Origin of the sequence: Actinoplanes sp. CA-030573 (assembly GCF_050951115.1) — a bacterium.
Classification (GTDB): Bacteria; Actinomycetota; Actinomycetes; order Mycobacteriales; family Micromonosporaceae; genus Actinoplanes.
The window spans coordinates 6,542,625-6,561,005 of record NZ_CP192038.1 but is presented as its reverse complement, the minus strand read 5'-3'; the positions used below and the strand labels follow the sequence as shown (position 1 = coordinate 6,561,005).

The following is an 18,381-nucleotide window of genomic DNA, read 5'->3' as shown; positions in this document are numbered from 1 at the left end:
TCAGAACAGCCCGGGCCCGCCGATCCCCGGCCCCTCCGGGTACTCGATCCCGGGTTCGTCGAAACGCGGCGGCGGCACATGCCGGTCGGCCGGCGTGTCGACCGGCGGGGCCGGGTCCCACGTGTCGAAGTCGCCACCCTGGAACGACAGCGGCACGGCCAGGATCGAAGGCGGCGGCATCGGCGGTTGCGGCCCCGAAACCGGCGGCGCGGGCATTCCCGGCGAGGTTCCGCCTCCGGCCGGCGACCGCGGAGCCCAGATGGGCGGCGCGGGCATTCCGGGAGCGGAGCCGTTCACGGTCGCCGGCGCCGGGGTGTACTGGTGCGGCGGCCGCGGTGCGGGAACGGCGACGGCCGGCGCCGTCGGCGCGAGGTCGTCCGGCGTAGCCACCGGCGGCGTGTCCGGGTGCGAAGCGTCCGGTTCCACCGGCCCGGGCGCCGGGGCCGGAGCGGAGCCGGGGTCGCCCGGCGATGCCACGAAAATGTGCAGGCGCGACGGCGTGGACGGATCGTGAGCCGCCGGTGTCGGCAGGAACCGGTCCCACCACGCTTCGCCGGGCTGATCTTCGTCCGGCACGTCGACGACCCGGGCCCGGCGGACGGCGCTCCGGACCGGCTCGGGCGCGCGGTCCTCCGGGAAGGACTTGAGCCGCTTCGCGAGCCGGCGCACCGCGGCGGCCCGGCGCCGGATCTCGCGGCGGCGGCGGATCAGGGCCTGCACGAGCGGATGGACGATCACCAGCTGCTCGTCGCCCTGCCCGATCAGCTCGACCATCCCGAAGTCGGCCAGGCGTTCCAGCGCCCGCCACAGCGGGAACGATCGCCCGAACAGGTCCGACTCCCGCAGCACCTGCTCCTCGATCATGATGCGGGGTATCGGTTCGGTGCTGACGCAGGCGATCACCCCGAGCAACAGGCCGGCGCCCGGATGTCCGGCCTCGATCCGGCCCAGCGACCGCTCCCAGGCCGCGACCACCGGCCACAGGTGGCCCGACTTGGCGGTGAGGCGGTTCCACCAAGTCGGCGACCCGATCGCGGCGTGATATCCGGCGAACGTCGACGGTTCGAGGTGATCCTGCGCGGCCACCGCCAGGTAGCGGCCCGCGAGGAACAACGCCATCGCGTTTCCGCCGAGTCGCGCGCTCAGCCGCTCGGCTTCGTGCCGGGGTCCCGCGTGCGGGGCGTGGTCGACAAGCATCCGGCCGCCGGGCGCGGCGGCGAGACCGCCCAGGCGGCGGAAGCGCACCGCGGCCCGGGAGAAGTGCACGGTTCTCCCGTCGGTCGTGGTGATGACCACGGCGCATCCGGGCGGCGGGATGCGTAGCCGGCCGTGCAGCGACCTGAGGTCGGCCCCGCTTCCGAGTAGCTGCACGTCGTCGAGCCCGTCGATGATCAGCAGCCATGGCGTCCGTACGGACAACCATCCCAGCCGATCCCAAAGCCCGTCGATGTCCAGCGGACCGGTCCCGACCGGTAGATCACCGGCCAGCCGGGCGACTCGGGCGTGCACCGCCTGGAAACCGCCCTGCAGCGTGGTCGCCGTCGACCCGTCGACCCAGAAGACCTCGGCGCCGTCGTTCTCGGCTCTGATCCCGAAGCGGCTCGCCAGCGCGGTCGTGCCCGTGCCGGCCAGCCCGTGCACGACGTGGATGCGTTTGCCGTCGTCGTGGTGCAGGGCGTGCACAAGCTCGTGGAACGGGCGGCCGCGACCGAAAAGGGATCCCTCGAACCGCCGCAGCGCGGTGCTGAGCATGTCCGGTGGCAGCAGCCGCGACCCCGGTTCCCCCGCCTCGATAAGGACGGCCTGCAGGGTGAGCACGACCATCAGCACCAGCATGGCCGCGAAGAGCCACCAGTTCCACGTACCCGTGATGAGGTTGGTGACGACACCGAGCAGGGCGCCGGCCACCGGTCCCGCGGCGAGGATCAGGGTCCGGTAGCGGACGGTCCACGGCCGCACGGCGAGGCGCCACCACTTCTTGACCCCGCGCAGCCGCATGTTTGCAGTCTGCTACATCAATGCCGTGGTGGGTTCCTCAGCCGGGGCGGTGGTGCTTCTTCACGAACGTGTAGCCCGGCTCCAGCGGGTCGGCGTCGATCTCCTCCTCCTCGACCGCCTGCTGGTGCAGCGTCAGCTGGCGCTCGGAGGCGTGGGCGCCCGGCGGCAGGCGGCGGACGAAGCCGTTGACCAGGTGCTCGGCCCGGTCGGGGTGGTTCTCGTCCTCGCCCGGGTACACGCCCTCCTCGACCAGCGGGGCGTAGAACAGCAGCTCGGCCGGCTTCTGGCCGTCGACCGCGGGGAAGGTGGCGTAGCCGGTGCCGTCGATGCTGCCGGGCACCCGGGTCAGGAAGCCCTCGCGGATGAGCTGGTCGACGGCGTGGCCGAGCAGGAACCTGCCCTTCGCGCCGCGGCCGAGGCCGGCCAGTGCGGGCACGGCGTCGGCCGGGAGCACCGCGCTGCCGTCGTCGAGGACCCGGCCCTGGCGGCGGACCGCGTGCAGGACCCGGCCGCGGTTGGACCGGCCGGCCTCGAACGAACGGGTCACGACCTTCGGGTCGTACTCGTGGTAGTAGTCGAGGCCGTCGACCCGGATGGGCTCCTCGAGGGCGGTCGTCCGGATGACGATCTCGTCCCTGGCCGGCTGCCACGAGACGGTGACCAGCGTGCCGGGGCGGACGTCGCCGGGCCACTCGATGCCGGTCAGCTGCCACTCGACGTCCTCGGCCAGGGCCGAGGCGAAGACCGCGCGGGCCGGGGTGAGGCCGTAGGTGCGGTGCTCGAGCACGACGGCGACCTCCGCCCGGTCGCGCAGCGCGGGCACGCACTCCTCGGGCACCGCGCACACGCCTCCGTCGAGGTCGGCCCGCCAGAGCGCGAACCGGCGGGTCGCCGTTCTCATGCCCCGAAAATACCGGCCCGCTGCAGTCCTTCCCAGATCCGGTCCCGGGTGAACGGCAGCGCCGTGAAGCGCACACCGGTGGCGTCCCGCAACGCGTTGGCCAGCGCGGGCGCGACCGGGTTGAACGGGCTCTCGCTCATCGACTTGGCGCCGAGCGGCCCGATCGCGTCGTCGGTGTCGGCGAAGACGACCTCCGTACGCGGGGTGTCCGCGAACGTGGGCAGGTGATATTGCCGGAAGCCGGTCGTCGTCACCTCCCCGTTCCCGTCGATGTCGACATGCTCGGCCAGCGTCGCGCCCAGCGCCTGGGCCACCCCGCCCTCGACCTGCCCGCGGCACTGCAGCGGGTTCATCACCGTGCCGGCGTCGGCGCTGTGCACGCTGCGGAGGATGCGCAGCTCGCCGGTCGCCGGATCGACCGCCACCCGGAACCACTGCGCGTTGAACGCCACCGACCGCGGCGACCCGTCGAACTGCCCCGAGGCCGTCAGCCGGTGCCGGGCCGCGAGCTCGGCCAGCGACGCCGGCGACGAGGGCCAGGTGCCGCCGGCCGCGGCGACGATCTTGCCGCGGAGCCCGTTGGCGGCCTCGAGCACGGCCCGCCCGGCCACGACGACGCCGGTCGAGGCGAAGGCCCCGGTGTCGTGCCGCACGACGTCGGTGTCCGACTGCCGCACCCGGATCCGGTCGGGCGTGGTGCGCAGCGCGTCGGCCGCGATCTGCGCGTGCACGGTCGTGCTGCCGTTGCCGAACTCCGCCGTCCCGACCGCGATCTCGAAGGTCCCGTCGGCGAGCAGCGTGGCCGTCGCGTCCGCGTAGTGCCCACCGGGTGGTCCGGCCGCGATCATCGCGATCGCCATGCCCTCCCCGACGAGCCATCCCGGCGGCGTGGGCGACAAATCCGAAGCCGATCGGATGTGGTCCAGGCACTGGTCCAGCCCGTAGCTCGCGATAGTCAGGTCGTCGGCGTGGTTGCCCGGCGCCTCCAACGGCTCGCCGGCCCGCACGATGTTCAGCGAGCGCATCAGGATCGGGTCGATGGACAGGCGGCGGGCGAGCTCGTCGATCACCGACTCGATCGCGAACGTCACCTGCCCCAGCCCATAACCCCGGAACGCCCCGGCCGGCACCGTGTTGGTGTAGACGCAGTACGCGTCGGTCTTCTTGTTCGCGCACCGGTAGACGGCCAGCGACTCGTGGCAGCCGTGGTACATCACCGAAGGGCCATGGTTCCCGTACGCGCCGGTGTCCGCGACCACCGAGAGTTGCAGCGCCGTGAGGATGCCGTCCCGCCGCGCCCCCGCCTTCACCGTCACCGTGAACGGGTGCCGGGTCGTCGCCGAGGTGAACTGCTCGGCCCGGGTGTACTCCAGCTTGACCGGCCGCCGCAGCCGCAGCACCGCCAGCGCCACCAGGTCCTCGACCAGCATCTCCTGCTTGCCGCCGAAGCCGCCGCCGACCCGCCCGGTCAGCACCCGCACCCGCTCCGGCGGCAGGTCGTAGAGGGCGGCGAGCGCGCGCCGGGTCAGGAACGGCGTCTGCGAGCTGGTGCGGATGACCAGGCGGCCGTCGTCGTCGAGCCAGCCGGCCGCGCCGTGCGTCTCCAGGCTCGCGTGCTGCACCCGGGGCGTCGAGAAGGTCCCCTCGTAGACGGCGTCGGCGGCCGCGAAGCCGGCCTCGACGTCGCCGAGCTGACCGTGCAGCTCGCCGACGACGTTGCCCGAGCGGTGCACGCGCGGCGCCCCCGGCCGCATCGCCGACGCGGCGTCGACCACCGCGGGCAACCGCTCGTACTCGACGGTGACGGCGCGGCATCCGGCCTCGGCCGCCGCCTCCGAGGTGGCGACCACGGCGGCGACCCGCTGGCCGGCGTAGCGGACGACGTCGTCGAGCACCCGGGTGTCGGCCGGATCCTCGGAGGCGTTCTCGTGCATGGCGGTCGAGAAGAGCTTGTCCGGGGCGTCGAAGTGGGTGAAGACGGCCTCGACGCCGGGGATCGACAGCGCCGCCTCGACGGCGATGCCGACGATCCGGGCGTGCGGGTGGGGCGAGCGCAGCACCTTCATGTGCAGGACATCGGGCAGGTCGAGGTCGAACGTGTAGCGGGCCGTCCCGGTGACGACCTCGGGGCCGGCGGGGGCGCCGAGGCTGGCGCCGACCGCCCCGCCCGGTGCCGGCGCGGCGATGTTCACCACGCCGGCCAGCGCGTCGGCGATCGCGCGGTACCCCGTACAGCGGCAGAGGTTGCCCTTGAACGTCCGGGGAAGGTCGTCGCGCTGGTCGGGGGTGAGCGCGGCGGTCGTCATGATCAGGCCGGCCGTGCAGAAGCCGCACTGGAAGCCCTGCGCGTCGAGGAACGCCTGCTGGGCGGGATGCAGCCGGTCCGGCCCGGCGAGACCCTCGATGGTGGTGACGCTGCGTGCGGCGGCGCGGAAGGCGGGATAGACGCAGGAGTGCACCGGTACGCCGTCGACGTGCACCGTGCACGCGCCGCAGTCGCCGGTGTCGCAGCCCTTCTTGACCCCGAAGCAACCCTCCTCGCGCAGGTAGGTGCGCAGGCACTGGCCCGGCCGGGGCGCCCGGTCATGGGGCGAGCCGTTGATGATCATCCGGCCAACTCCCGCCGGACCTCCTCGGCGTAGAGCCTGGTCAGGTGCCGCCGCCACGCGGGCAGGCCGTGCACGTCCCGCACGTACGCCTCCTCGGGGATGCGTTCGGTGACCGCGATCTGCACGACCTCCGGCTCCGGCATCTCCGGGAACCTCAGCACATAGGGGCGCCGGGTGGCGGCGGTGACGGTGATCGCGAGGCCGTCTCCGGCGCGGCGGCCGATCACCAGGACGCCCGATCGGCCGTGCGCGTGCAGCGACGCCTGCCGATACGCCGTCGGTGACAAGAGCGGCAACTTCGGCAGATGTACGGATCGGAGCAGCTCCCCGTCGCGCAGGACGGTCGTGGCCTCGCCCGTCACGAACTCGCTCACCGCGACCTCGCGGCGCTCGCCCTCCGGCCCGAGGATCAGGCACTTCCCGTCGAGCGCGGCGCCGAGCGCGATCATCGGCCCGGCCGGCAGCGCCGCGCACAGGTTCCCGCCGACGGTCGCCACGTTCCAGATCTTGAAGGAGGCCAGGAACGCGTGACAGCACCTCTCGACGATGTCGTGGCCGCTCGCCGCCAGCTCGGCGATGGTGCAGGTCGCCGCGATCTCCAGGCCGTCCGCGCGCATGGTCAGCGCCGGCCACCCGGCCGTGGTGAGGTCGAGCAGCCGGGACAGGTGCGGCCGCGGCTCGGCGAACAGCGCCGTCCCGCCGCCCAGCCACGCGTCGCCCGGCCGCCACTGGCCGGGCCCGGCCGGGCTGACCACTTCGGTGACGGTGTTCAGATCCACGTTCGTACGCTACGCGTGTTCTGTTTCCGATTCCGACGAGCCGAAGATCGGCTCAGGCCAGGATCAGCACGGTGAGGACGACCGCGGCCAGCCACGCGGCGTAGAGCGTGAGCGGGCGGGGCGGCACCTCGATCGACGGCGGCGGGGGCAGCGGGCTGATCGCGAACGACTGGCTGCGCGCGTCCCGCAAGGCCGCCACCAGCTGGTCGGCGCTGCGCTGACTGCCGGGCGACGGCCACGGCGGCGGCACCGGCACGGTCAGGACCGACTCGCCCGCGGTGAGCAGCACGGTTCCGGCGTCGTCGTGGACCACGGCGCTGTCGGTCGCCCACGGCTGGCGGTCCGGGCCACGGAAGCCGATCGCCGCCACGCCGCCGGCATGCCAGCGCAACCGCGGCCGCAGCTGGGTGCGCCAGCCGAACTCGAAGCCGGCCGCCCCGGCGACCGCCGCCACCACCCCCAGCACCACCGGGCCGACGCCGGCCAGCCGGGCCAGCTCGCCGGCCGCCAGCGCGCCGCCGAAGCCGATCGACGCCGTCGCCGCCCACGCGCGCTGCGGCGCGATCCGGTGCTCGCGGCACTCGAAGGCGTCCGCCCCGCGGTCGGCGGGCAGCAGCGCGGCCGGGTCGACCAGCTGCTCCTCGTCGTCCTCGATCTCCCGGGGCAGGCCCTGCACCACGTCGTAGGCGACCTCGATCACGTCGCCGACCGGGCCGACCGGCACGTGCAGCCGGCCTTCGACCTCGACCGTGCACCACGCGCCGCGCCGCGGCTCGCCGTAGAGCGTGCCGGGCCGGGTCCGTGGCTCGTCCTCGTCGCCGGTGCCGGCGTCGGCCACGTCGAAGGCGAACTCCTTGGCGACCAGCCCGCCCGGATCCGGCATCAGCACGTGGACGTACCCGGTCTGCTCGACGACCCGGACCGCGTGCATCGGCTGGGCCGTGCCGAACAGCCGGGCCAGCTCGGCGCGGTGCGCGACCACCCGGGCCAGCAGCGCGCACCCGAGCCCGAAGCCGCCGATCACGCCGGTGAGCCAGGCCGGGCCGGCTTGGCGCGTGAGCACCGCGACCAGCCCGCCCATCGCCAGGATCAGCAGCGCGAATCCGCCCACCTCGGCCGGCACGGCCACGTGCGGAAGGCCCACCGGTTCGCCGCGCTGTCCGGGGGAGCGGGCGCCGGTGGCCCGCGCCGGCGCCGGGGGACGGCGCCGGGGGACCGGCGCGGTGACCGGGGAGCGGTCGCGGCGGGTGAGCGCGATGGCGACCAGCGCGTACCCCCAGGCGACGAGGGCCGCGGCCGCGGTGTGGGCGAGCGACATCCAGACCACCGCGGCGAGCACCCCGCCCCAGGCCGCGGCGCCGCGGTGCGCATAAGCCATCAGCGCCGGCGCGAGCAGCACGCCGGCCCCCACCCAGGGCGCGACCGGCGACGGGTCGCCGGGACCGCCGAGCAGCCCGAAGAGCAGCAGGAACGCCACCACCCCGGCGACCGGCACCAGCCCCTCGACCCGCAGCAGCCGACCCATGCCCCTATCGTCGGCGAGGACGTCGGCGCGGGGTGGCGGAATCGGTGAGCTCCGGCCGGTATATGTACGGTGTACGTATGCCGAACAAGACCATCTACGTGTCCGAGGAGGACCTGGCGCTGTTCGCCCGGGCGCAGGAGCTCTCCGGCGGGAACCTGTCGGCGACCATCACGGCGGCACTCAAGCGCTACGTCGAGGCCGAGGAGGGCCGGCGCGAGGGGTACGACGAGATCACCGTCCGGGTCGGGCCCGGTCCCGGGCGCAAGGTCCGGTTCATCGCGGTCCCGCTCGGCGAGTGGGGCCGGTCGACGGCCACGACGGTCGAGAGCTACAAGGTGTTCCGCAGCCAGAAGGGCAAGTTCGTGGTGCACCTCGAGCGCTCGCCCGACCACGTGTGGCGGGCCGGCGAGAACCCGGGCGAGGGCGGCGGCTGGCGGACGCTGCTCAACGCGTTCAGCCCGAACCAGACCTGGGGCAGCAACAGCGGCGAGCGCACGCTCGAGGTCTACGACACCGCCGAGGACCTGCGCGCGCACATCCCGGCCGAGCTCTACGACCTGATCGAGGCGAGCCTCGCCGAGCCCGCGATCGAGGATCTCGACATCTAGTGCCGTCAGCTTGCGGTGATGAAGCGCGTCGTCACCCGTACGCGCATGACGGTCCTGCCTTTGATCTTGACTCGGTAGAGCCGCTTGGACCGCACCGGGAGGCGCCACGCCGACGCGGTCGTGCGGACCCAGGTGTGGCAGCCCTGCACCGCCGCGCCGAGGGTCGAACGCTGGATGCAGCGGGTGCCGTAACGAGCGAGGTAGGGATCCTCGGAACCGGGCCATGCCCGGCCCTCGCCCAGCACCGGTCGCAGCGCGCGGTACCAGTTCCAGGCCATCTTGCGGTAGCCGTAGTCGTTGGGGTGCTCGCGGTTCCACATGTCGATGCCGTGCACGTCGCTCTGGTCGACCAGGTGGAAGTCCGGGCCCTTACCCTCGACGATCGCGCCGATCGACGCGTTGTAGGCCGCCGTCCGCTGCTGCTGGGTCGCCACGTCCAGGTAGTCCGCGAGCCCGACGATCTTGGCGACGAACACCTGGACGCCGGGGCGGTCGGCGGCGATCCGGTCGAGCAGCGCGTCCAGCTGCAGCGGCGCGTCGGCGACCCCACGCACCATGTCGTTGGTCCCGATGTGCAGCAGCACCACGTCCGGCCGGTAGGTGGCCATCCAGTCGTCGACGTGCTCGGCGATCTGCGCGATCGTCCAGCCCTTGTGGCCCTCGTTGTCGGGGTCGGGGGACTGGCCCGAGCGCATCGACCCGACGAAGTCGACCGGGATGCCGGCGCCGGCCAGCCGCCAGTAGAGGTCGGTGCGGTAGGAGTTGGTCGCGGCCGAGCCCACACCCCAGGTGATCGAGTCGCCGAGCGGCATGATCCGGACCGGCGAGCCGTCGTCGGCCGGGCGGGCCTCGGCCGGGGACGCGCCGACGAGACCGCCGAGCAGGACGGCGGGCACCGCAACGGCCGCGGCGAGGCGCCGGAGGAACGTACGCGAGGAGCTCTTCATGACCTCTGCCTTGTGCGGTCGTAACGGGTGTCGGCCTGTCGGATCGGTCACAGTGGTGAGGGTTCTGACGGTTCACCCGGGTTCGCTACCAAAGACGCACTGTTGGTGCGGCCGGCGATATTCGGATGCGCGGCCATCGCGCGGACTGGTACTCCTGCGGGGTGAACGGCATCGAGATCTCCCGGCGGCACTACCTGGCGGAGGTGGCGCCCGGGCTGGCCGGGGTTCCGCACGCGGCGGCGCTGCTCGGTCCGGGGTCGGAGATCCTGGGTTACGACGACGAGGTGTCGCCCGACCACGACTTCGGGCCCCGGGTGCAGGTCTTCTACCCGGACCACGACACGGTGGGCGAGTTCTTCTCCGGGTGGCTCGGCTTCGATCCGGCCGAGGGGGTCTCGGTCGCGGACTGGCTGCTCACGCCGACGCAGATCTTCGCGAGCCTGACGCGCGGGGCGGTCTTCCACGACCCGTCCGGGGAGCTGGGGGCGCGGCGGGCGGCGATCTCCTTCTATCCGGACGACATCTGGCGGTACGCGTTGGCCGCCGCGTGGCGGAAGGTCGGCCAGGAAGAGTCGTTCGTGGCGCGCACCGGGTCGACCGGCGACGATCTCGGATCGCGGGTGCTGGCGGCGCGCCTGGTGCGGGAGCTGATCCGGATCGCCTTTCTGGTGGAGCGGTGCTGGGCCCCGTACGGGAAATGGCTCGGCCGCGCGTTCGGCGAGCTGAAGGTCGCCGGTCGCCTCTCGCCGCTGTTGTCGTCGGCGCTGAGCGCGACGTCGTGGCGCTCGCGGGAGGAGGCGCTGGTCGCCGCGGCCTCGCTGCTCGGGTCCGCGACCAACGATCTGGGCCTGGGCGAGGCGCTGGATCCCTCGCCGCGGCAGTTCTACACGCGCGACATCCGGGTCGTGGGCGCTGATCGCTGGACCTGCGCGCTCACCGCCGCCATCACCGATCCCGATCTGCGCGCGTTGCTCGACCGGCTCGGCACCCGCTTGGCTATCCCCAAGATCCCCGGCACGATCGATCAGGTGGTCGACAACACCGACATCCTCGGAGATGTCGCCCGATGCCGGGCCGCCTCCGCCCTGCTCGGTCTCTAGATCGCGCCGCTGGACAGCTCGTTGTACTCGTCGGCGACCTCCTGGCCGGAAAGCGCGGCGATCGCTGCCATGATCTTGTCGGTGGCCTCCCGACGGGCCGGTCCCGTGCCGCCCCGCTTCTCCTGCCTCTCGAAAGTCATCGGTGTGCCGAACCGGACGATGACCTTGCCGGGCCGGGGGAAGGGCGCGCCCACCGGCTGGATGCGTTCGGTGCCGCTGAGCGCGACCGGCACGACCGGCGCGCCCGAGGCGATCGCGAGCCAGGCGACGCCGGTCCGCCCGCGGTAGAGCCGGCCGTCCCGCGACCGGCTGCCCTCGGGGTGGATGCCGAACGCGCCGCCCTTCCCGAGCACGTTCAGCGCGACCTCGAGCGCCTCCTGCGCCGCCCGGTACCCGCCGCGCGGCACCGGGATCGCGTCGATGCCGGTCAGCAGCTCGCGGGTCGCCCACCGCCGCACGCCGCCGCCCTCGAAGTACTCCTGCTTGGCCAGGAACGACACCCGGCGCGGGGTCATCAGCGGGATCAGGAAGCTGTCGACGAACGAGAGGTGGTTGGCGGCCAGGATGACCGGTCCCGTGCGGGGCACGTTCGCGGCGCCGTGCACCTCGGGGCGGAAGGCCACCCGGGAGATCGGCAGCAGGAACGTCCGCAGCGTCGCGGAGAGCAGCATGTCAGGCTCCCAGGTGCGCGTCGACGGCCGCCTCGAGCAGCGGCTCGGGCGTGTCGAAACCGGTCACGACCTGCAGCGTTCCCCAGTGCCAGAGCTGGGCGATGCCGTGCAGGGCGGCCCACAGCGCGGCGGCCGTCTCGGTCGGCCTCGCTCGGTGTGCCTGGCGCAGCAGGTCCACCAGGACGCCGAACAGCGGCGTGCTCTCCTGCCGGAGCCCGATGTTGTTGCCCCGGAGCAGGTCGTGCCGGAACATCAGCGCGAACATGCCCGGCTCGTCGCGCGCGAACGCCACGTACCGCCGGCCCAGCATCATCAACGCCGTGCGCGGCTCGTGCGCGTGGTCGCCGATCGTCTCCTCGATCACCGTCGCCAGCCGCCGGTATCCCTGGCGGGCGATCGCGGCCAGCAGCGCCTGGTGAGTGGGGAAGTAGCGCCGCGGCGCCCCGTGCGAGACGCCGGCCCGCCGCGCGATCTCCCGCAGGGACAGCGCGTCGGTGCCCGCCTCGGCGAGCAGCTCGACGCCGGCCGTGATCAGGCGTTGTTCGACATCCCCCGATGGCATAGACAGTGTCTACCAAGCTTCGTAGACACTGTCTACCCCACCGGTGGCGCCCAGTGCGGCTTCGGGATCAGGCAGAACGGGTGACCGGCCGGATCGGCGTAGACATGCTCGCCGCCGAGCGCGGTCGCGCCCAGCGCCAGCACCCCGGCGTGCGCCGCGTCCAGGTCGTCGACCATGACGTCGAGGTGGATCTGCTGCGGGACGGTGGGATCGGGCCAGGTGGCCGGGCGCTGGTCGGGCGAGCGCTGGAAGGCCAGGCCCGAGGTGCGGTCGTCGAGGGATACCACGGCGAAGTCCCCGTCGTCGTAGGTGACCGGCGTGCCGAGCAGCCGGCCGTAGAACGCGGCCAGCGCGGACGGATCCGGGCAGTCGAGGATCACGTGGTGAAGTCGGCCGATGGGCATGGTCACAGGATTGCGCTCGGCCGCTACTTTGTCGCTGTGCGAACCGTCGACGTGACCGAGCCGGACGGCAGCCGCTGGCAGGTCCGGGTGCAGTGGGCGCCGCGGTGGCGGGCTCTGGCCCGGCGGTTCGGCGGCTGGCGGTCGAAGCGCACCGGGCGCTCGGGCGACGTCGTCGACGGCGCCTTCGAGGTCGCCGACGCGGGCACGCGCGGCGGCGGTGGGGGTGGGGGCGGCGGCGGTGGGCATGACTGGAGCCTCGGCGACGAGATCGCGGCGATCGTGTTCATCCTCATCGCGTTCGTGATCGCGGGGGCGCTGTTCTGGTGGGTGCTGCTGCCGCTGCTGCTGGTCGTGCTCGACCTGGTGATCGTGCTGGTGCTGCTGGTCGTCTCGCTCGTGGCGCGGGTCCTGTTCCGCCGGCCGTGGACCGTCCAGGCGGTGCGAATCGCGCCGGGCGACGCGGCCACCTCGGGCGGCGCGGCCATCCCGGGTGCGGCCACCTTCGGCGGCCCGCCCATCTCCGGCGCGGCCACCTTCGGCGGCGCGGCCATTCCCGGCGCGGCGAACCTCGGCGGCCTGCCCATCCCCGGCGGCCCGCCCATCCCCGGCGGCCCGCCCATCCCCGGCGGCGCGGTTACCCGCGGCGGAGCCACCCTCGGCGGCGATGTGGTCGCGGTGCGGGTGGTGGGGTGGCGGGCGGCCTTGCGTGCCCGGGACGACATCGCCGACTCCTTGCGGCGTGGACTGCGGCCGGCTGACGTCGTCGGGGCGCTCTGAGCCGTACCAAATGGGGGTTTTGATTGGTGTGGAACCGGTTACGGGACCGATCCCGAGTGAGAGAGCGCTCTCTTGTTCCGGAACCGTTAAGGGAATCTTAAGTCGGTCGATATCGGGTTGACCCGGCCGCCGCGGGATGGGAACTGTAAACCCACTTTCCGGTTTTCCCCACATCCCCATCCGGAGAATCATGTCTAGAAGGAAGCTCCTGGCCGGCGTCGCGATGGCGGTGGTGGTCGGCGCGCTCGGCGTCGTGGGCATCACCACGGCGTTCGCGGCCTCGTCGGGCACGCTGGTGTCGTCGCTGAACGGCAAGTGTCTCGACGTCACCAACGGCTCGACGGCGAACGGGAACCAGCCGCAGCTGTGGTCCTGCACCTCGGGCAACCAGAACCAGCTGTGGACCCTGGCCGACAACGGCTCGGTGCAGGGCCGCGGCAAGTGCCTCGACATCGCCAACAACTCCACGGCCAACGGCGCGGTCGTGCACCTCTGGGACTGCTACGACACGGTGGCGACCCAGAAATGGACGCTCTCCGCGGCCGGCGCCCTGGTCAACAACGCGGCCGGTAAGTGCCTGGACGTCAAGGACAACAACACCGCCGACGGCGCCAAGCTGCAGATCTGGGACTGCGCCGGCAGCGCCAACCAGAAATGGACCTTCTCGGGAGGAACGACGACGCCGCCGACCACGCCGCCCACGACGGTGCCCAGCAACCCGAACAACCCGGACCTCGGGCCGAACGTCTCGGTGTTCGATCCGTCGATGTCGGCGTCGACGATTCAGAGCAAGTTGAACAGCGTCTTCAATTCGCAGGTCAGTAACCAGTTCGGTAACGCGCGGTATGCGCTGTTGTTCAAGCCGGGTTCGTACAACGTGGACGCGAACGTCGGTTTCTTCACGCAGGTGGCCGGGCTCGGTCTCACCCCGGATCAGGTCACTATCAACGGGCATGTGCACGTCGAGGCGGACTGGTGGCCGGACGGGTCGCAGAACGCGACGCAGAACTTCTGGCGTTCGGCCGAGGGGCTCAACGTCGTACCGGCGGATGGTCTTGATCGGTGGGCGGTGTCGCAGGCCGCGCCGTACCGGCGGATGCATGTTCGCGGGAACTTGGCGCTCTCCGACGGCGGCTGGTCCTCGGGTGGTTTCATCGCCGACTCGAAGATCGACGGTCAGATCCAGTCCGGGTCGCAGCAGCAGTTCCTGACCCGCAATTCGCAGATGGGCAGCTGGACCGGCTCGAACTGGAACCAGGTGTTCGTCGGCAGCCCGGGCGCGCCGGCGCAGAGCTTCCCGTCGCCGCCGTTCACCACGGTCGCGTCCGCGCCGGTCATCGCCGAGAAGCCGTATCTGTACGTGGACGGCACCGGCGCGTACCAGGTATTCGTGCCGGCGTTGCGGTCGAACGCGAGCGGCACCACTTGGTCTTCCGGTTCGCCGGCCGGGACGTCGCTGCCGATCAGCAGTTTCTACGTGGTCAAGTCCGGTGACACCGCGACGACCATCAACGCGGCGCTGGCGGCGGGCAAGAACCTGCTGGTCACGCCGGGCGTCTACCACCTGAACCAGACGCTGAACGTGACCCGGGCGAACACCGTGATCCTCGGCCTGGGCCTGGCCACCTTCGTACCCGACGGCGGCGTCGACGCCATCCACATCGCCGACGTCGACGGCGTCCGGCTCGCCGGCGTGCTGCTCGACGCCGGCACCACCAACTCGAACACGCTGCTGCAGGTCGGCCCGGCCGGCTCGAGCGCCTCACACGCGGCCAACCCGACCGTGCTGTCCGACGTGTTCGTGCGCATCGGCGGCGCGATCGCGGGCAAGGCCACGGTCAGCGTCGAGATCAACAGCAACAACGTGATCGGCGACCACGCCTGGATCTGGCGGGCCGACCACGGCAACGGCGGCACCGTCGGCTGGACCACCAACACCGCCCGCAACGGCCTGATCGTCAACGGCCAGAACGTCACCTTCTACGGCCTGTTCGTCGAGCACTACCAGCAATACCAGACGATCTGGAACGGCAACGGCGGCCGGACGTACTTCTACCAGAACGAGATGCCCTACGACCCGCCGAACCAGGCCGCCTACATGAACGGCTCGACCCAGGGCTGGGCCGCGTACAAGGTCGGCGCCTCGGTCACCACCCACGAGGCGTGGGGCCTGGGCAGCTACTGCTACTTCAACGTCAACCCGGCCGTGGTCAACGCCCACGCCTTCGAGGTACCGGCCGTCTCCGGAGTCAAGTTCCACGACATGGTCACCGTGTCACTGGGCGGCACCGGAACGATCAGCCACGTCATCAACAACACCGGCGCCGCCGTCAACAGCGGCCACCAAGTCACCAGCATCGTCAGCGGACCCTGACCGGGACCGAGCGCCCGCCCGGCTCGTCCGGGCGGGCGCCCTTTCCGCCGGCGGCGATCCCCTCGGCCGGCCTACGGCGCCGACCCTTCGCCACCTGCGCCCAGCGCTGAAACGGACAGCCGGACGGGACCACTTGGGGGCGGCCGGGTGGGCTACCTTGTGGCGCGGGAGGCCACAGTGGACACGACCTATTACGAGCGGGTGGGTGGCGAGCCGGCGGTGACCTCGGCGGTCGACCGCCTCTACCGCGTGATCCTCGCCGACGACCGCCTGGCGCCGTACTTGCGGCCGTCGACATCGGACAGCTGAAGACCCACATGGTCGCCCTGCTGAGCCAGGTGCTCGGCGGCCCCGAGGACTACTCGGGACGCGACCTGCGCAACGCCCACGCGGGCCTGGGCATCGCCCGCGAGCACTACGACCTGGTCGGCGCGTATCTGATCGGCGTGCTCGCCGGCCTCGGCGCCGACGACGAGGTGCTGGAGGCGGTCCGCGGCGTGCTGGCCGCTACGGCCGACGACATCACCGTCTGACCGGCGCCCTTTGCTCTGCTTACCGATACGCGCGGCGTGGCGCCTCGCGCGCGCCCGTGTGAGCAGAGCGATGGGCCGATGCGCGCCGCGGCCGTCAGCGGACCAGCAGCGCCGTCAGCAGTTGTGTCAACCATGCGCGCGCGGCGGTCAGGTCGCCGTCGAGCAGCAGCTGCACCGTGACGCCGTCGTAGGCGGCGACCACCGCGCGGGCCGCCGCCGGCACGTCGGCGACACCCCGGGGCAGGGCCAGCCGGCCGTGCGCCGTGGCCAGTCGCGCTTCGATCGCGGCCCGCAGCTCGGCCCGATGAGCCGCGAGCAAGACCGCCACCTCCGGGTGCCGCGCGGCGTACAGGAGGAAGTCGGTTTTGACCAGGAGCCAGTCCCGGTCGAGCAGGAGCGTGGCCGCGGTGCGCGAGATCACCCCGTGGATGGAGGGCTCGATCGGCGCGCCCTCCTCGGTGGCGAGCGCGGCGGCCACCTGGCTCGAGATGATCGCCGCGCGCTCGTCGTAGAGGGCGAAGAAGAGCTCGTCGAGCGACGCGAAGTTGGAGTAGAACGCGCCGCGCGTGAAGCCGGCCGCCTCGCAGACGTCGTCGATGCGCGCCGCGCCGAAGCCCTTGGCCGCGAACACCCGGAACGCCGCGTCGAGCAGCCGCGCTCGCGTCTCCGCCCGTCGCTTCGTGACCCGCACCCGTCGAACCCTACCCAATACATTCGTGTATCCGATACATTCCTGAATCGTGAATGCGGACGTCATCGTCGTCGGTGCGGGCCTCGCGGGCCTGGTCGCCACCCATGAGCTCGTCGCGGCCGGCAAGCGGGTCGCGCTCGTCGATCAGGAGAACGCGGCCAACCTCGGCGGGCAGGCGTTCTGGTCGTTCGGCGGGCTGTTCCTGGTCGACACGCCCGAGCAGCGGCGCCTCGGCGTGCGGGATTCGTTCGACCTCGCCTGGGCGGACTGGCAGGGGAGCGCGCAGTTCGACCGCCTCTCTCCGGCGGGTGTGTCCTCGGGGGGCGCGTCCTCAGGCGGCGCGTCGTCAGGAGGCGCGTCCTCAGCGGCCGCGTCCTCGGTGGGCGCGTCCTTGTCGGGCGAGGACGACTGGGCGCTGCGGTGGGCCCGCGCCTACGTCGAGTTCGCGGCGGGGGAGAAGCGCTCGTGGCTCTCCTCCCTCGGGATGAGCTGGCTGCCGACCGTGGGCTGGGCCGAGCGCGGCGATCTGCGTGCCGACGGTCATGGCAACTCGGTGCCGCGCTTCCACGTCACCTGGGGGACCGGCACCGGGGTGGTCGCGCCCTTCGTCGCGTCGGTCAAGCGCGCCGCCGCCGAGGGCCTGGTCACGTTCCATCACCGCCACCGGGTGGATGAGCTGATCGTTTCGGCGGGAGCAGTTTCGGGCGTACGCGGAAAGCTCCTCGCACCCGACGCCGCCGCCCGTGGTGTGGCGTCCAATCGCGACGAGACCGGTGATTTCGAGCTCACCGCCCAAGCCGTCGTCGTCACCACCGGCGGCATCGGGGGCAACCATGAGCTCGTACGGCGTTATTGGCCGGACCGCCTCGGCACCCCGCCCGGCAGCATGGTCACCGGCGTGCCCGAGTACGTCGACGGCCGCATGCTCGACATCGCCGGTGAGGCGGGCGCGCGCCTGGTCAACCGGGACCGCATGTGGCACTACACCGAGGGCATCCGCAACTGGGACCCGATCTGGCCCGGGCACGGCATCCGCATCCTGCCCGCGCCGTCGTCGATGTGGTTCGACGCGCTCGGCCGCCGCCTGCCCGACCCGTGCCTGCCCGGTTACGACACCCTGAGCACGCTGCGCCACCTGCGCACGACGGCGGACATCGCCGCGTACGACCACTCCTGGTTCATTCTCACCCAGAAGATCATCCGCAAGGAGTTCGCGCTCTCCGGCTCCGAGCAGAACCCGGACATCACGGCGAAGGACCGCCGCGCGTTCGTCCGTTCGCGGATCCTGGGCAAGGGCGCGCCGGCGCCGGTCGAGGCGTTCAAGCAGAAAGGCGCCGACTTCGTCGTCGCGTCCGGGCTGGAAGAGCTCGTCGCCGGCATGAACAAGCTGACCGACACGGCGTTGCTCGACGCCGCGCGCCTCCGCGCCCAGATCGAGGCGCGGGATCGCCAGATCGCCAACCCGTTCTCGAAGGACTCCCAGATCCAGGGAATCCACAACTCACGTCGCTACCGCGGCGACCGCCTGGGTCGCACCGTCTCCCCGCACCGCATCCTCGACCCGGCCGCCGGCCCGCTGATCGCGGTCAAGCTGCACATCCTGACCCGGAAATCGCTGGGCGGCATCCAGACCGACCTCGAGTCCCGTGCGTTGTCCGCCGACGGCACCCCGATTCCCGGCCTGTACGCCGCGGGCGAGGTCGCCGGCTTCGGAGGCGGGGGAGTGCACGGCTACAACGCCCTCGAGGGCACCTTCCTCGGTGGTTGCCTCTTCGGCGGGCGTGCTGCGGGTCGTTCGCTGGTGCAGTCCCTTTGATCGTTGTCCGGGGGAGGGACCGTTGGTGATCGGCTTCTCCCGGGAGTGACCGCCTCCGGTCGGCTTCTCAGGGGAGTGACCACCTC

17 protein-coding genes are annotated in these 18,381 nt (G+C 72.2%); 7 read left to right on the top strand and 10 right to left on the bottom strand.

All coding sequences use genetic code 11. The annotated features are described in order from the left end of the window. Genes ACQP2F_RS30220 through ACQP2F_RS30200 form a run of 5 tightly spaced genes read right to left on the bottom strand, consistent with a single transcriptional unit; the run spans position 1 to position 7,812 of the window. Positions 1-1,998, bottom strand: coding sequence for a hypothetical protein (locus ACQP2F_RS30220; RefSeq protein ID WP_433293275.1), 1,998 nt, complete (start codon positions 1,996-1,998; stop codon positions 1-3). A 37-nt stretch (positions 1,999-2,035) separates the two neighbouring features. Then, the gene (locus ACQP2F_RS30215) at positions 2,036-2,899 is read right to left on the bottom strand and encodes a hypothetical protein (RefSeq protein WP_433293273.1); all 864 of its coding nucleotides are present in this window, start codon (positions 2,897-2,899) and stop codon (positions 2,036-2,038) included. Further along, positions 2,896-5,508, bottom strand: a complete 2,613-nt coding sequence (locus ACQP2F_RS30210; RefSeq protein WP_433293271.1) for a molybdopterin-dependent oxidoreductase — start codon at positions 5,506-5,508, stop codon at positions 2,896-2,898. Before ACQP2F_RS30210 ends, ACQP2F_RS30215 begins: the two co-directional genes overlap by 4 nt. Beyond that, a complete protein-coding gene (locus tag ACQP2F_RS30205) occupies positions 5,505-6,287 on the bottom strand; it encodes an FAD binding domain-containing protein (RefSeq protein WP_433293269.1) in 783 nt (260 codons plus the stop codon). The genes ACQP2F_RS30210 and ACQP2F_RS30205 overlap by 4 nt, the downstream gene beginning before the upstream one ends. Positions 6,288-6,339: 52 nt before the next feature. After that, positions 6,340-7,812, bottom strand: coding sequence for a hypothetical protein (locus ACQP2F_RS30200; RefSeq protein ID WP_433293267.1), 1,473 nt, complete (start codon positions 7,810-7,812; stop codon positions 6,340-6,342). Positions 7,813-7,889: 77 nt separating this feature from the next. Here ACQP2F_RS30200 and ACQP2F_RS30195 point away from each other — a divergent pair, with 77 nt between their 5' ends. Further along, entirely contained in the window at positions 7,890-8,420 is a 531-nt protein-coding gene (locus ACQP2F_RS30195) for an EXLDI protein (protein WP_433293265.1), read from the top strand. 5 nt (positions 8,421-8,425) lie between these two features. On the opposite strand, the gene ACQP2F_RS30190 is transcribed toward ACQP2F_RS30195, so the two are convergent. Beyond that, on the bottom strand, positions 8,426-9,367 hold the full coding sequence (locus tag ACQP2F_RS30190; RefSeq protein WP_433293263.1) for an SGNH/GDSL hydrolase family protein: 942 nt from the start codon (positions 9,365-9,367) through the stop codon (positions 8,426-8,428). 125 nt (positions 9,368-9,492) lie between these two features. Here ACQP2F_RS30190 and ACQP2F_RS30185 point away from each other — a divergent pair, with 125 nt between their 5' ends. Next, positions 9,493-10,467 carry a DUF4037 domain-containing protein gene (locus ACQP2F_RS30185; RefSeq protein WP_433293261.1) on the top strand — a complete coding sequence of 325 codons (975 nt, stop codon included), beginning with the start codon at positions 9,493-9,495 and terminating at the stop codon, positions 10,465-10,467. Here the strand turns inward: ACQP2F_RS30185 and ACQP2F_RS30180 are convergent. The 3 genes from ACQP2F_RS30180 to ACQP2F_RS30170 are packed head-to-tail and all read right to left on the bottom strand — an operon-like array spanning position 10,464 to position 12,104. Then, positions 10,464-11,138, bottom strand: coding sequence for a lysophospholipid acyltransferase family protein (locus tag ACQP2F_RS30180; RefSeq protein ID WP_433293259.1), 675 nt, complete (start codon positions 11,136-11,138; stop codon positions 10,464-10,466). The genes ACQP2F_RS30185 and ACQP2F_RS30180 overlap by 4 nt on opposite strands. 1 nt (position 11,139) lies before the next feature. Then, positions 11,140-11,700 carry a TetR/AcrR family transcriptional regulator gene (locus ACQP2F_RS30175; RefSeq protein ID WP_433293257.1) on the bottom strand — a complete coding sequence of 187 codons (561 nt, stop codon included), beginning with the start codon at positions 11,698-11,700 and terminating at the stop codon, positions 11,140-11,142. A 32-nt stretch (positions 11,701-11,732) separates the two neighbouring features. Further along, positions 11,733-12,104 carry a VOC family protein gene (locus ACQP2F_RS30170; protein WP_433293255.1) on the bottom strand — a complete coding sequence of 124 codons (372 nt, stop codon included), beginning with the start codon at positions 12,102-12,104 and terminating at the stop codon, positions 11,733-11,735. Between the two features lie 36 nt (positions 12,105-12,140). On the opposite strand from ACQP2F_RS30170, the gene ACQP2F_RS30165 reads away from it, so the two are divergent. The 4 genes from ACQP2F_RS30165 (at position 12,141) to ACQP2F_RS30150 (ending at position 15,788) form a co-directional block, all read left to right on the top strand. Then, positions 12,141-12,881: a hypothetical protein gene (locus ACQP2F_RS30165; RefSeq protein WP_433293253.1), complete on the top strand. Its 741-nt coding sequence runs from the start codon at positions 12,141-12,143 to the stop codon at positions 12,879-12,881. 190 nt (positions 12,882-13,071) lie between these two features. Beyond that, positions 13,072-15,255: a ricin-type beta-trefoil lectin domain protein gene (locus ACQP2F_RS30160; RefSeq protein ID WP_433293251.1), complete on the top strand. Its 2,184-nt coding sequence runs from the start codon at positions 13,072-13,074 to the stop codon at positions 15,253-15,255. Between the two features lie 177 nt (positions 15,256-15,432). Then, complete coding sequence (locus ACQP2F_RS30155; protein ID WP_433293249.1) at positions 15,433-15,564, top strand: hypothetical protein; 132 nt, start codon at positions 15,433-15,435, stop codon at positions 15,562-15,564. 8 nt (positions 15,565-15,572) lie between these two features. Further along, entirely contained in the window at positions 15,573-15,788 is a 216-nt protein-coding gene (locus tag ACQP2F_RS30150; protein WP_433293248.1) for a hypothetical protein, read from the top strand. Positions 15,789-15,882: 94 nt separating this feature from the next. Here ACQP2F_RS30150 and ACQP2F_RS30145 read toward each other — a convergent pair whose 3' ends face one another. Then, entirely contained in the window at positions 15,883-16,479 is a 597-nt protein-coding gene (locus ACQP2F_RS30145; protein ID WP_433293246.1) for a TetR/AcrR family transcriptional regulator, read from the bottom strand. A 49-nt stretch (positions 16,480-16,528) separates the two neighbouring features. Between ACQP2F_RS30145 and ACQP2F_RS30140 the strand changes: the two genes are divergently transcribed. Continuing rightward, positions 16,529-18,295 carry an FAD-binding dehydrogenase gene (locus ACQP2F_RS30140; protein WP_433293244.1) on the top strand — a complete coding sequence of 589 codons (1,767 nt, stop codon included), beginning with the start codon at positions 16,529-16,531 and terminating at the stop codon, positions 18,293-18,295. The last annotated feature ends 86 nt before the right edge of the window (positions 18,296-18,381 follow it).

Coding starts and splice junctions, on each gene's coding strand:
- ACQP2F_RS30170 (WP_433293255.1), bottom strand. CDS start 12,104: ATGCCCATCGGCCGACTTCACCACGTGATCCTCGACTGCCCGGATCCG.
- ACQP2F_RS30210 (WP_433293271.1), bottom strand. CDS start 5,508: ATGATCATCAACGGCTCGCCCCATGACCGGGCGCCCCGGCCGGGCCAG.
- ACQP2F_RS30175 (WP_433293257.1), bottom strand. CDS start 11,700: ATGCCATCGGGGGATGTCGAACAACGCCTGATCACGGCCGGCGTCGAG.
- ACQP2F_RS30180 (WP_433293259.1), bottom strand. CDS start 11,138: ATGCTGCTCTCCGCGACGCTGCGGACGTTCCTGCTGCCGATCTCCCGG.
- ACQP2F_RS30195 (WP_433293265.1), top strand. CDS start 7,890: ATGCCGAACAAGACCATCTACGTGTCCGAGGAGGACCTGGCGCTGTTC.
- ACQP2F_RS30220 (WP_433293275.1), bottom strand. CDS start 1,998: ATGCGGCTGCGCGGGGTCAAGAAGTGGTGGCGCCTCGCCGTGCGGCCG.
- ACQP2F_RS30185 (WP_433293261.1), top strand. CDS start 9,493: ATGCGCGGCCATCGCGCGGACTGGTACTCCTGCGGGGTGAACGGCATC.
- ACQP2F_RS30160 (WP_433293251.1), top strand. CDS start 13,072: ATGTCTAGAAGGAAGCTCCTGGCCGGCGTCGCGATGGCGGTGGTGGTC.
- ACQP2F_RS30150 (WP_433293248.1), top strand. CDS start 15,573: ATGGTCGCCCTGCTGAGCCAGGTGCTCGGCGGCCCCGAGGACTACTCG.
- ACQP2F_RS30200 (WP_433293267.1), bottom strand. CDS start 7,812: ATGGGTCGGCTGCTGCGGGTCGAGGGGCTGGTGCCGGTCGCCGGGGTG.
- ACQP2F_RS30190 (WP_433293263.1), bottom strand. CDS start 9,367: ATGAAGAGCTCCTCGCGTACGTTCCTCCGGCGCCTCGCCGCGGCCGTT.
- ACQP2F_RS30215 (WP_433293273.1), bottom strand. CDS start 2,899: ATGAGAACGGCGACCCGCCGGTTCGCGCTCTGGCGGGCCGACCTCGAC.